At 40.4% G+C, this 13463-nt stretch carries 11 protein-coding genes; 4 read left to right on the top strand and 7 right to left on the bottom strand.

All coding sequences use genetic code 11. The annotated features are described in order from the left end of the window. Positions 1-706: 706 nt before the first annotated feature. Positions 707-1438: a Nif3-like dinuclear metal center hexameric protein gene (locus tag KOLE_RS02120; protein WP_012744926.1), complete on the bottom strand. Its 732-nt coding sequence runs from the start codon at positions 1436-1438 to the stop codon at positions 707-709. A 141-nt stretch (positions 1439-1579) separates the two neighbouring features. Between KOLE_RS02120 and KOLE_RS02115 the strand changes: the two genes are divergently transcribed. Both KOLE_RS02115 and KOLE_RS02110 read left to right on the top strand, forming a co-directional pair. Then, positions 1580-2476, top strand: a complete 897-nt coding sequence (locus KOLE_RS02115) for a 4Fe-4S binding protein (protein WP_012744925.1) — start codon at positions 1580-1582, stop codon at positions 2474-2476. Between the two features lies 1 nt (position 2477). Beyond that, complete coding sequence (locus KOLE_RS02110) at positions 2478-3116, top strand: hypothetical protein (RefSeq protein ID WP_012744924.1); 639 nt, start codon at positions 2478-2480, stop codon at positions 3114-3116. A 20-nt stretch (positions 3117-3136) separates the two neighbouring features. On the opposite strand, the gene KOLE_RS02105 is transcribed toward KOLE_RS02110, so the two are convergent. Then, positions 3137-4147, bottom strand: coding sequence for a phospholipase C/P1 nuclease family protein (locus KOLE_RS02105; RefSeq protein WP_012744923.1), 1011 nt, complete (start codon positions 4145-4147; stop codon positions 3137-3139). A 152-nt stretch (positions 4148-4299) separates the two neighbouring features. On the opposite strand from KOLE_RS02105, the gene KOLE_RS02100 reads away from it, so the two are divergent. Continuing rightward, positions 4300-4935 (top strand): hypothetical protein, encoded by a 636-nt coding sequence (locus tag KOLE_RS02100; protein ID WP_012744922.1) that lies wholly within the window; start codon positions 4300-4302, stop codon positions 4933-4935. A gap of 2 nt (positions 4936-4937) precedes the next feature. Here KOLE_RS02100 and KOLE_RS02095 read toward each other — a convergent pair whose 3' ends face one another. Together KOLE_RS02095 and KOLE_RS02090 are read right to left on the bottom strand one after the other, a co-directional pair. Beyond that, a complete protein-coding gene (locus KOLE_RS02095) occupies positions 4938-6197 on the bottom strand; it encodes a glycoside hydrolase family 1 protein (RefSeq protein WP_369816065.1) in 1260 nt (419 codons plus the stop codon). Positions 6198-6209: 12 nt separating this feature from the next. Continuing rightward, positions 6210-9338 (bottom strand): efflux RND transporter permease subunit, encoded by a 3129-nt coding sequence (locus tag KOLE_RS02090; RefSeq protein ID WP_012744920.1) that lies wholly within the window; start codon positions 9336-9338, stop codon positions 6210-6212. Between the two features lie 131 nt (positions 9339-9469). On the opposite strand from KOLE_RS02090, the gene KOLE_RS02085 reads away from it, so the two are divergent. Beyond that, positions 9470-10345, top strand: a complete 876-nt coding sequence (locus KOLE_RS02085) for a carbohydrate kinase family protein (protein WP_012744919.1) — start codon at positions 9470-9472, stop codon at positions 10343-10345. A gap of 26 nt (positions 10346-10371) precedes the next feature. On the opposite strand, the gene KOLE_RS02080 is transcribed toward KOLE_RS02085, so the two are convergent. Genes KOLE_RS02080 through KOLE_RS02070 form a run of 3 tightly spaced genes read right to left on the bottom strand, consistent with a single transcriptional unit; the run spans position 10372 to position 13203 of the window. Further along, positions 10372-11055, bottom strand: coding sequence for a YjjG family noncanonical pyrimidine nucleotidase (locus KOLE_RS02080; RefSeq protein WP_012744918.1), 684 nt, complete (start codon positions 11053-11055; stop codon positions 10372-10374). Continuing rightward, complete coding sequence (locus KOLE_RS02075; protein WP_012744917.1) at positions 11052-12011, bottom strand: MDR/zinc-dependent alcohol dehydrogenase-like family protein; 960 nt, start codon at positions 12009-12011, stop codon at positions 11052-11054. The genes KOLE_RS02080 and KOLE_RS02075 overlap by 4 nt, the downstream gene beginning before the upstream one ends. Before the next feature lies 1 nt (position 12012). Next, complete coding sequence (locus KOLE_RS02070) at positions 12013-13203, bottom strand: trans-sulfuration enzyme family protein (RefSeq protein ID WP_041288618.1); 1191 nt, start codon at positions 13201-13203, stop codon at positions 12013-12015. Positions 13204-13463: the final 260 nt, after the last annotated feature.

Raw genomic sequence — 13463 nt, 5'->3', positions numbered from 1 at the left:
TGCGGCTGCGCCGGCCAGGCTTGGTTACGCCAAGGCTGTGCACTGCTTCGCAGTGGCTATGCGTTCCTGTGGAACGGCTTTGCGCCTTCGGCGGACCTAAACATATTCTATTCCGGCTCGAAGAGCCGCACAGCCGCGACGAAGGAGCGCAAGTCCACACAAAGTGTGCTAGTCCTGACGTAGTCAGCATGGCGCGTACGCTCTTTGCGCCTTGAAAGAACCAATGTGGTATGAATGGCCTTACGGCCAGGTAAGCCCGGCTTACGCCGGGGGTACGCCCAGCTGCGCTGGGGGTGCGAACTCCTTCGGAGTTGTCTCGACTGGCTCCGCCAGTGATAAGGTCTTTTTGAAAATGAAAAATGAATTAACCAACATATAAAACAAGGGCACAGCATGCTGTGCCCCTACAATAGCGGATCTCGGGTCTCAATTGTCGTTTTAAGTGTCAATTTTCTCAACTGCGAAGCAGTTTATAACAACCACGAAGTGGTTCGAAACAACTCCGCAGGAGTTCGTGTCAATCCCGAAGGGATTCGTGTCCGCTGCGAAGCAGCCTTCTCGGATCTCGAATCTCAGTTCTCGAAGCTTTTTCCAAACCCCGGACCCTATACCCGTCCTTTTGTTCTTGCTGCCTTCGCAAGCGTCGCTCCATCAGCTGACAGCCTTGCAAGCGTCTTGTTTTTTCTCGAACTCTCAGATTCTCGGTTTAGACCTCATTCCAAACATCTATAAAAACTACTTCCAGACCTAAGTTTTCTTCGAGGAGCTTTCCAAGATTTTTAACGCCGAAGGTTTCTGTGGCGTAATGCCCCGCGTTGATAAAATTGATTCCCATTTCTCTGGCTTCATCTCTTGTCTGTTCTTTCACTTCGCCAGTAATAAATGTATCAACTTTTCCTTCAACCTTTCTGAGGTCACCTGCTGCACCACCGGAAATCACGCAAACTTTTTTTACAAAATCAGAATTCACGTATTTTAATATCGGTTGGTTCGGGAAAATTTGCTTTAATCTCTTATAAAAATCATCAAATGAGACTGCTTCTTCGTACTCACCAATGTATCCGACTTCAACCTGTTCACCGGGTTCGAGACCGAGAAGTTTCAATATGGTTGCATTGTTACCGTATTCCCGGTGAGCATCTAACGGAAGATGATAGCCCATGAGGGTTAGATCGTTCTTGATGACCTTCTCAACCCTGCGTTTTATATATCCTTTGAGTGAAAAGAAACCACTTCCAAATATCCCATGGTGTACAAGGAGCATGTCAACCCTTTCTTCGAGAGCATGGTCGATAAAAGCTTTGTTAAAGGAAACGCCAACAGCTACCTTTTTTACCTCGTGCCTTCCTTCGATTTGTATTCCGTTATAACAGTAATCGGTGTAATTCCATGGTTCCAGAATCTCATTTAGATAATTTTCGATTTCAAAAATTTTCATGTTCCATCCCTCCTGAACAAACGTTGTCAAAGGAATTATACAGGAGCAACAAAGAAAAAGCATTTTTTCTAAGTGTTTTCTAAAGGAGTTTTAAGCAAATTCTAAGTTTAAGGTTTTAGACTGCTTTTGGAGGTGAGAATTATGAAGAATATAAGGAGATTTTTTTTAGTAGTGCTAGTGATTTTTTTCACGTATATACTCTTTGCCGATTCATTCCCAGGTGATCTTGACTTCAATCTTCCTGGAAGTCAAACACAAATCCAGGATCAGGTTCAACAGTCTTCTTACTGGAAACATGACCTGTTGTGGAAGACACTCGCTGTTGGTGGCCTTTCAGCGATCGGAATCTGGATAACTTTGAGAAGAGCCTTCAAGTACAGAAAAGTTCTCATGATTGTTTCTATAGCAATTTTGGGGTTCTTGTTTGGAGGTGTGCTTTGTCCTGTCACGACAGTACAAAACGTGCTCTTTAAGTATGAGACCGCTTATCTTCTGATGTTTCTGATACCAGTGATTATAAGTTTTATCTTTGGCAGGATTTATTGTGGATATGTTTGTCCTTTTGGAGGAGTACAGGAATTACTTTACATGAAAAAATATGGCAAGAAAGTTCCGTACAAAACAGATAAACTTTTGAGGTATGTGAAATACATTGTTCTTGCTATCGTCGTAATAGCTGCACTTTCAGCCGGGAGGGTTTTCAGCGGATTTACTCCCTTCAAAAGTTTGTTCACTTTTGAATTCGCGATAATTGGTATTCTTATAACCACTGTATTTGCTATTCTGTCAATTTTCATCTACAGGCCTTTCTGTAAATATCTTTGCCCTTACGGAGCTTTGATGGCTTTTGCTTCAAGATTCAGTATATTCAAAGTGAAGAAAAATGATAGTTGTGTCAACTGTAATCTGTGTTTGAAAAAGTGCCCTATGGGTGCTATGGAAACACCTGGTGAAGTTTCAGATGAATGTATAATGTGCGGCGAATGTTGTTGCGCTTGCCCAAAAAATTCCTTAGAGATTAAATCTGGAGGTGATTGATATGAAAAAGGTATTCCTGTTCACTATTTTGCTGGTGTCAACATTTGCGCTTTCCTGTGTTTTCAGCTTTGAACCAGAGGTAGTATCTGGTAAAGTAGGCGATATCGTGATCATTAAGGTTAGCGTGGAAAAAACGCATTGGCGTTGTGTTCTTGATTCAATGGACGATTATCATTTTGAATTCGAGAATGTCCAGGTATTGGGTGAAACATCCTGGAATCAAATTGACAGTCGCATTTACGAAAAATGGTTTAAACTCAGTCTTTCGGAAGTAGGAGAAGGGTTTGTGAAGATATGGAAGAACTGTACTAAAGAAGGTTACGATGAATCCATATTACCCGTAACCGTATCTGCAAATACCGAATTGCTCGAAAAAATCAGTGAAGGCAGTTTCCCGGTAGATACTCCTCTCAACGTTGAAAGCACTTTGGTAGAAAGCTTTTATCAGGACGCAGAGAAAACGGTTAACAAAATAACTCTTAAGGATGTTGAATTCGAGCTTCCCATTGAGGTTTATTTGAAAGCAGGAGATGTTTACGTTCTGTATTCCAAGGATTATCCGTATCCGATAGCTGTTGCTGGAGAAGATTTCTTTTACAGGTTCGATTACTATATTTTAGCAAGTATGTCCCGGGAATAATTCCCGGGACTTTGATATTATTAGTGTAGGTTATCTTCCCAACGCATTTCTTCGTTCATGTAGATGAGGTAGCCTTTAATATAAGAAGCAACTTTTCCAAGGAGATCGGCTGTCAATTCCTCAAGTTTTTTGGTTTTTCCTTCGACGGTTAGAAGATCAAAGTAAGCTGGACTTGGCATGAATTCAGAAGAAACCTCCAAGTCATCCTTCATGATCTTTTTCATTTCGTAGTAAATTTTGTGGAGTTTTCTTCTTGCATATATTCTTAACCTTAAGGCATCTTTTCTGGGATCAGTTATTTTGATCGGTTTTGCTGTTTTAATTGCTTCTACAACTTTTGCATTTTGGTTCCAGAGTAAATATCCAGAGTAATAGTCATATACCAGATGGTAGTTGGTGAACACAGTCATCCATTTATTCATATCGATCATGAGTTTTAGAAGTTCGCAAAATGGAGCCGGGAAGGTATGATAGGGCTGTCCTATGTCCTCGAAGTAATGTATCGCCCGCCCCATGAATCTGAAAGCCCAGTAAGGGTCTCCTTTTTCCCACGCTTTTTTTGAAAGTTCGGTAAAGTATGCCACGCTTTCCGAAACTTCTCCGAAACGTAGCCAGAACAGATGATATTCCATATGCCTCCAACCCTGGCTACCTCCTGTCATCCACTGCAGATTGCTTAGCTCAAGATTCTGATCCATTCCAAGATCGGGTTCGTATGAATAAACTGAAAGGATTTGCCAGATAGGTGCTTTCCCGTTTTCAAGCTTTGAGTTTTCAAAAACAGGCTTAAAAAGTCTGTTGTCTTCACCGGGAATGTAATCTTTACCGAGTAAATCATCAAAGGAAGCTTTCTCAAGGTTGTATTCCCTTGTTTCAAGATTTTCGTAGGAATACACGGTTATCGGTACTTCAAAAGAGAAATCCATGTTTAAGCTTTTAAGAATATAGTACGTTAAAACGTCATGGCCAGACCAGGCAAATATGGTGCCAGCAAGAAGTAAGAGGATAATTACATCCAGAAACTTCTTCATCCAATTCCCTCCTTTTATTAGAAACTGGTTAAATTTTATCACTTTCACAAAGAATTCTTTACGAAATTCATCGCCATGATCTTTAGACAACCCTCTTTTTTTGTTGGATTTAATTCGCGAAGATAATAACATAGTCATAGAGGTGATATGTTTTGGATCGAAAACGTTGGCTTGATATGTATCGTGCACCAAACGAATCAACACCGGAAGATTCAAGTAACTCATTGTTGTCTGACACTGCCTTCAGAGGGATATTTTCTGAATTTATGAGTTATTTCAAACCCGGAGAAATAATAGTGGATGTTAACTGCAGTGCGTACGCGTTATGGAAAAAACTGATTGAAAGTAATACAAAAATTGTTGGGCTCCTTCTGGAGGATTCAAATGAAGTTGTCAAGAGTAATAAAAAGGGTGTTTGTAAGGTCCTTTTAGAAAAAACAGCAATGGGTTATGTAGGAACGTTCAATGGATTCCTTTGTATAAACGTTATGAACACATGTACGCCTGAATCCACTCTGAATCTGATCGGATGGCTTTACAGAGCATTGAAACATAGCGCTAAAGGTCTCGTGGTAGCCGAAACGAGTGAAGCGGAAAGGGCCTCTAAAACAGTTAATGCGATGAAATCCCGAGGAATACCGGCGTTTATTGGTGAATTTATCGAAGCAGGGGTTTATCATTTTAAACCTCCCGAAAATGTTTTGAGAGGGCTTTTTATTGGCGCAGGATTTGAGGTTCTGAAAGTTGTTTCAAAAAACAACAAGCTTTATATGCTACTCAGGAAATAATTTTAATCATCATCTGTAAGTGCGTTGTTTTTAATAACATCAGCATATTTTGAAGCACTTGACCTGGGAACGAGTTCGAGGGGATTTCTTTTTGTTTTGTACAGACCAAACTTCATGGAGTAGCCTTCGCTCCACTCAAAGTTGTCCATCAAAGACCAGTACATGTAACCTATTACTTTCGCACCTCCTTTAAGCGACTTGTGAACCGCTTCCAGTGCTTTTTTTATATATTTCCACCGTTTTTCGTCGGTGGCGTCAGCGATGCCGTTTTCCGTTATTAAAATTGGTAAAGAGTAATCTTTATGACATTTCATGATAATTGTCCTCAAACCCTCAGGATAGAATTCATAACCCATATCCGTCTTCTTGTTCCCGGTATCTACAAGTTCTGGTTCAGGTTTTGAGTATTTGACGAAATATCTTGTATAGTAGTTAACACCAATGAAATCGAGTTTATCTTTCAGCTTTTTATTTTTTTCTCCTGAGCCAATTGGTTTGTAGAACTTACCGTGTTTTATTGAGTCCAAAAATGCATAATTGTAGGTTTTGTTAAGTGTGAAAGCTGTTATTATGTCAAGCGGATGCCATTTTCTGTATGGATAGAAAGGCACAAAATTGTAAGCTACACTGACCATTGCAGAAGGATATCTGGACTTTATTATGTCGTATGCTTCCGTGTGAGCTATCAAAAGGTTCTTTAAAACTTGAAAAGCTCGTCCACGATCTTTGACTTCTGGTGGCCATTCGCCCATAAGATAAGATTTAATCGCATAGACATTTGGCTCATTTATCGTTATCCAGAATGGTACAAACTCTCCTAAGGTATCAACAACTTTGTTTACGTATCTAAGAAAGTAACGAAGATTTTCTCTGCTTTCCCAACCACCGATTTCAGCGAACCATTGGGGATTGACGAAATGATGCAGCGTTATGATAGGCTTTATATTTGCTTCTACTAATTTAATAGTAAAATCTCTGTATTTATTCAGAGATTCTTCATCGAACTTGTTGAGTTTTGGTTCTACCCTGGCCCATTCTATGGAGTAACGATAAGCCTTAACACTCAATTTTTTGAGAATCTCAAGATCTCTATCAAGTTGATTCCAGCTATCACAAGCTGTTTCGGAAGTATCTCCGTTTTTTACCTTTCCTTCCATTTCCCATTTGTACCAATCAGAAAAATAGTTTCCCCCTTCTATTTGATGGCCTGCGGTTGCTACGCCCCACATAAATCCAGCTGGGAAGCTTTTCAAACCAATCACCCCTTTACCATTTTAGCATCTTATACCTTTTTCAGAAAAAGTCTTTTTTTTAGTAAAGCGGAGAGAGATTTTGTCTATTATGTCATAAAGCAAGGGGATGAGGAATAGGGTGAAAACCATTCCCATCAGAAGACCTCCAACGACTGTTAGAGCCATAGGTCTGTCAAGTTCTGAACCTGCGGCATTCGAAACAGCTGTTGGAATTAGTGCAATAATAGTAGTCAGGGTGGTCATCAATATTGGTCTTGATCGTCTAGCAGCTCCTTCAATAATAGCTTCACGCTTCTCCATCCCTCTTTCTCTTAATTGGTTTATGTAAGTTATCATGACAATTCCATTGTTGACAGTAATTCCAGCAAGGGTCAACATTCCCATAAGCGTGCTCACATTCACAGTGATTCCTGTGAGATAAACTACTAAAGCTACTCCGACCAGGGCCATTGGCAATGTGAAGAATATTACCAGTGGATAAACCAGAGATTCGAACTGTGCACCTATTATCAGGTACATCAGAATGATTCCCATGATCATCGCTTTTAGAAACTGCGTCACTGTTTCCTGTAAATTCGCTGCCTGACCACCAATTTCAGGCCTGTTTTCAGCTTTATACTCACTATCGACCATATTTTCAATATCTTTAACAACATCACCAAGAGGTCTATTAAAAACCGAAGCATTTACAAATGCTATCCTCTGGCCGTCTCTATGGAATATGGTTGATGGAACGACTTTTTTCTTTAAATCGGCGATCATGCCCATGTACGCGTCTTTTGCCGAAAAGGAGGGGATTTTAATTTTTCTTATTGTGTCTGGATTCAGAGAATCCTTTAGGTGAAGGATAATGGGTATATTTTCACCATCAATGAAGATATTCCCTGTATTAATTCCCACTGTATAGGGTTGTACCGCACCAAGCGCTTGCATGAAAAATACGCCAGCTGTCAATGCTTTGCCTCTGTCGATACTCAATTCGTAAACCTGTTGTTGTTTTCTAAAGCTCGTGGTGACATCAATAACACCGGATATTTTCTCGAGCTTTCTCGCGAATTCTTCGGCCAATTGACGGAGTTTTTCTAAATCGTTATCATAAAAGGTTACCCGGATCTGGGTCCCGAAGATGCTTTCAACCTCTATTGCACCTGAGGATATCTTGTAAGAACCGTTGTATTTTTTCATTACCTTCTCAATATGTGACCTTAAAGATTCGGCTATTTCTGAAGAGCTTTTGTCCCTTTTGTTCGAGGGGGTTAGATTTATCTGCATGTCGGCTTCATTTTCCTGAATACCTCGTAATGCACTTAATATGGTTCCGGGTTGACCGAAGACGCTGTAAGTAGAAACGATGTGTAGCTCATCTTTGTTTTCCATAAGGTAGCTTTCAATTTCTTCCAGTGCTTTGGAGACTACCGTATAGGGAGTGTTAGATGGCAGCGCAAAGCTGACGTTTAAAACACCGCTGTCAACTTCAGGAATGAATTCAAGCCCTTTGGACAGTAACCCGAACACTGAAATAACGAAGATAATTACGAACGCGATTATAACGCCTTTTTTATGCGTGAGGAGTTTGTCGAGGACTCTTTTGTATCCTTTTAAAATTCTGTGATCTCTGGACGGTTTGGCTTTAACTATATTAGCAAAAGCGGGAACCACCGTTATTGCAATAAAGAAAGAAGCGATGAGGGTAAAGGACAGAGAAATCGCGAAGAATTTGAACAACTGTGCCGCAAAACCTGTTATAAAGGCGAAAGGAACGAACATTGCTAAAGTGGTCATCGTTGAAGCAAATATCGCTCCTACGACTTCTCTTCCCCCTTTTGATGCAGCTTCCACAGGGTTCATCTTTTCCTCAAGGTATCTGTATATCGCTTCGAGTATAACAATGCTGTTGTCAACAACCATCCCTACGGCAACAGTTAACCCCCCAAGTGTCATGAGGTCAAAATTGAGTTTTGAGAAATACATAAGCATGATGGCTGTAAGTAGAGAAAGGGGAATGGATACCGTGACTGCTAGTGTAGCGCTAACACTTCGTAAAAACAGGTATATTACTATTGTCGCAACTATCGCACCGAGAAGAAGATTTTTGAAAAGACCGTTTATAGCCATGTTGGTGAATTCACTCGTGTCCGTGATTGTTTGAATAACTACTCCTGGATGCTCTTCCTTCCATAGTGAAAGTCTTTCACGAACTTTCTTTGCTACCTTTATTGTGTTCATTCCACCACGCTTTTGTACTACCAGAACGGCTGCAGATTCGGCATTAACTCTTACACCACCTCGAACTTCCTTTTGTTTTATCCCGACATCAGCAACCTGTTTTAATCTAACAGGTACAAAGAATGGTGGAAGCTTTAGTCCATCGGAAATACTTGATAACGACTGGAAGTTTATATATCTACTCATTCCCCTAAATCCTATTATTGTTTCTTCGAGTTCTTTTAAGGATGCGAACTTTGTACTGACGGATAGGGGATAAACGTTATCTTCCTCTGTTATCTTCCCCATGGGATATTTCGTGCCTGCACTCAACATTATCTTTACGGAATCAAAAGGAATCTCCATTTTTTCGAGTTTTTCAGGATCGACGTCTATCAGGACTTCTTTGTCTGGAATTCCAAGAATCTCCACATTAGCAACGCCATCTAAACGTGAAAGATTCTGTTGCAAATCTTTTGAGAGTGTTTCTATGTTATTTGGCTCTTTCGTTCCAATACCAACCACGTATACTGGAATCATAGCAGGGTTGAATTCCACAACAATTGGATCAACGTCTTCAGGCAGGTCTCTGGCAAAGGCATCGATGAGCTCACGGATCTTTGAAACGGCATAGGAAATATCTGTTCCCCACTCAAATTCCACCTCAACAACAGAAAAACTGTCAAAGGAACGCGATGAAATTCTCTTAACACCGCTTACAAGACCGACAGCTTCTTCAATGGGATTTGTAACATTGACTTCAACCTCCTCAGGCCCGGCTCCGAGGTAGGGAGTAACCACCGCAGCATAAGGAAAGGATATGTTGGGAAAGAGATCTATAGGGATATCCTGCCAGGCAACTATTCCGAGAAGAATCAATGAAATGGTTAGGAGAAAAACAGATATGGGTTTTCTTGCGAAAGTTTCCAAAATATGTTTCCACATTTATTTTCTCCCCCCAGCGATTTCATTTAACCTGTCCCGTTGTTTTAATTTTACTCTTATTTCTTTTAATACTTTCCAACCAGGAATGCTGCATATATAATTTAAATAATAGTATAGACGGGAGTGATTTTATGATAGTTGTTATAGGGAACATAAATTTTGATATTATAGCCAGAACATCGCGATCAGAAAACAGGGAAGAGAATCGTGTAACCTCTTTAAGACTCGTTCTCGGTGGGACTGCTGCCAATACAGCTGTTCAACTCTCCAGGCTTGGAAATGAAGTGGCTTTAATAGGGGCTGTTGGAGACGATCTTTTTGGGGATTGGCTTATAAAAGAACTTGAAAATCGTAAGGTTTATACAAAAGGTATAAAAAAATTGTCGACATATCATACCGGTTTGTGTTTTGCAAATGTTGCGGATAAAGGCGAAAGATACCTTTATACTTATAGGGGAGCAAATGAAGCATTTATTCCTGAGCTTTCTGACTTTCCTGAATCAGAACTTTACTATCTCGCGGGGTTATCGGTGAAGCAGGCAGAGCATGTTGTTAGAACCCTTGAAGAAAAGCCAATTTTTTACTCGCCTGGAGGAATCGTGACTTTTGAAAGCCCCGAAAGGGTTCTTAGAATTGCAAGAAATGTGGATACATTGTTTTTAAATGAAGCGGAATGGGGGTTTCTAAAAGAATACGGGGAGCCAAAAGCAAAAAGAGTGATAGTTACTCGCGGTCATCTGGGTTCAACTTCCATAAAAGATGGAATAAAAGCCCCGGCTTATAAGATAGACGTAGTTGATACTACCGGAGCCGGTGATGCTTTCGCCGCTGGATTTATACATGCATTATTAAGAGAAGAAAATGCTCCCATAGAAGATTGTTTGAGTTTTGGCAACGTTATGGGAGCTATGGTATGCTCACATTATGGTGCTACTGGTGAATTCACCATAAGAGACATCAGAAAATTCATTGAAGAAAGAGAATTTTCTCTTTTGAAATACCTATAAGCTTAAAAATTCTGTATAAAAGGAGCTCACATAATCATTTCAAACAGTTCGTCATAACTTTTGGCGATTTTTAGATCGTTTAGTTTCGATATTCCTTTTCCCTTTGGTGCGTAAAGGATAAAATCCATTCCGACGTTTTTGGCGCCAACGTAATCCGTTTCCAGATTATCACCGACATAAAGAGAACGGTCTATCGGTACTCCGGAAATCTTAGCAGCTTCGAAGAAAATGTCCGGGGCCGGTTTAGCTTTCCCTACTTTTTCTGAAGTTAAAATGAATTCAAAGAACCTATCTAAATTAGCAATTTTGCTTCTGTTTTTTTGGACTAAATCGACGCCATTGGTTATTGCTGCCATTCTTTTTCCAGTTTTTTTGAGTTTTAGCAAAAATTTTTCAGCTCCTGGTAAAAAATAGGCGCGTTTTGAAAGTTCGATGAGGTAAGACTTTGAAGCTTCTTCAGGCGTAATTTTATTGAATCCAATAGTCTCAAAAAACTCCTGAAAGCGGGCAACAACGATATACTCTTTGGAGTATTTTCCGTCTGCCAGGGCTTTCCACCACTTTTTGTTGATTTCCTTATAAAGCGCAAGTTCTTTGGCATTCAGAGAGTATCCCCCGCTAGCCATGAGTGCTGTCAGAGCCTCAGCTTCTGAACGCTCAAAATCGAGAAGGGTACCATCAAGGTCGAAATAAACTATTTCGTATTTCATTTTTCCACCTCTAGAATAACTTTAAGTGTCCCTTTGGTTTTCGCCAGTTCAAAAGCTTCTAAAGCTTTTTCAAAGGGAAGAACCTGGGACACCAAGGGATTTACGTCAATCAAATCTTTCTCCAAAAGTTGTAAGGCTGGCTCAAATGGACCACATCTTGAACCTATTATATTTATCTCATTAACCACAACTTTAGAGAGATCAACAGAAGCTTTTGACGCATAAGTGCTTTTCAATACTACTGTTCCCTGGGGTCTGATGATGTTTAGAGCCGTTTCCAAACCGGCTTGATTCCCGGTGGCCTCGATAACAACGTCGAAAAATCTATCAAAACTTTGAACATCACCAGGAAACAATGTACTTACGCCTCTGTCAGAAACTATCTTCATTTTTTCAGGATGCTTGCCAACAAGAATATGTTTTACACCATGGGCGTTCAAAGAAAGAGAAATCAACAGGCCAAGTTTACCATCACCAATAACACAAACTCTGTCTGTTGGTTTGATGTGGACCTGTTCCAGTATCTGAATAGCGGCAGCTAAAGGTTCTACAAAAACTGCTTGGCGGTTAGAAACTTTCGAAGGGACTTCGTGAAGGTTTTCAACGGGGAGAACAAGATACTCAGCGAAGGCTCCATTCCAGTCCTTTATACCGAGTACCTTTATATTCCGACAATGTTTTTTCAACCCTATTTTACACAGATCACACTCATTACAGGCTATATTGATCTCCCCGACAACACGTTTCCCCACCCAACGTGGATCAGCGGACTTTTCAACAATTCCAACGAACTCGTGACCTGGAATGCCTTTGAATCCCATGTAACCTTTCACTATCTCAATATCCGTGTTACATATACCTGCTGCTAAAACCTTTATAAGTGCTTCGCCATCTTCTGGAGATGGTTTTGGAACCTCGACCATGGAAAGCTTCTCATCGAAGTACAGGGCACGCATATCACTCAACTCCTTTAAGGGCTCTCTCGATATCCTCTATAAGATCATCCGGGTGTTCCAATCCGGTAGATATTCGCACGGTTTTTCTCGAGAATCCAAACTCGTGCAGTTTTTCTTCGGGATAATCCCTATGAGTCATAAGAGCTGGAACTTCAACGAGGGTTTCAGCGTCCCCGAGGCTAACAGCAAGTTTTATAAGCTTAAGGTTGCGAACAAAAGCCTTCGCCGTTTCCACGTCACCTTTGAGTTCAAAGCTGACAATACCACCAAATCCAGTCATTTGTTTTCTTGCCAGCTCATGGCCAGGATGTTCTTCTAACCCGGGATACATGATCTTTTCAACGAGAGGATGATTTTTGAGATATCGCACAATTGCCATAGCGTTCTCCTCATGCCGTTTCATTCTTAATGAAAGTGTTTTTAATCCCCTTAAGAGGAGCCAGGCATTAAATGGGCTCAAAACACCTCCCAATTCGCACATATAGCCAAACTTTAATCTGTGAATGTACTCCTGATCTTTAGAAATTGCTACACCAGCAACAACGTCCCCATGACCGGAAATATATTTTGTTGCACTATGAACAACAACGTCAGCCCCAAGTTCGAGGGGTTTCTGAAAGTACGGTGTTGCAAAGGTGTTATCCACAACAACTTTGATGCCATAATTTCTTGCGATTTTAGATAACTCAGCAATATCAATTATCTCCAGAGATGGATTTGTTGGAGTTTCAAGATAAAGCACCTTTGTTTTTGGGGTGATACTCTTTTCAACTTGTTTTAAGTCTGACATGTTCACATAGCGTGTAATTATTCCATAATTCGGAAAAAGATGCGCGGTAGCCCCAAAAGTTGAACCATAGAGGTTTCTGTGCGCAAGGATTTCATCACCATTTTTAACAAAGGACAACAAAACAGAAGTTATAGCCGCCATACCAGAAGCAAAGGCTACGGAATCAACACCGGATTCCAGAGCAGCCATTCTAGCTTCAAAAAGGTTTATCGTTGGATTCCCACCTCTGGTATAAACAAATGCCTTTCGTTTGAAGCTGAATGTATCGTCAGCTTGCTGTAAGTCCGTAAAAGTGAACGTCGAGGTCATGTATATAGGTGGATTTAATGCTTGATTTTGATCGGTTTTTTCAGCCGCATGTATCGCAAGAGTATCAAAATGAAGATCTTTATTTTCCACGATTTTCAGACCCTCCTTATAGACTACGTTTATTTAATTATATCCCTACAAATGAACTTGTGCTGAAATTTTAACAGAGTCACATAGAAGGCAAAAAAGAACAAGGGCTTAGAATCTTAAAAAGAATCCAGGTTTTAAGCAGAAAACAATGATGAAAAACCCCCTTGACAATCAGGATGACTTAAATCCTTTTATCAAGGGGGCTAGTGGTACTTTTCATTTTACAATGAAAAGGTTCTTGGTACCTCAGCGGTCGATTCTCA

Source organism: Kosmotoga olearia TBF 19.5.1 (assembly GCF_000023325.1).
GTDB classification, from domain to species: domain Bacteria; phylum Thermotogota; class Thermotogae; order Petrotogales; family Kosmotogaceae; genus Kosmotoga; species Kosmotoga olearia.
This window is presented reverse-complemented; position numbering and strand designations above follow the sequence as displayed.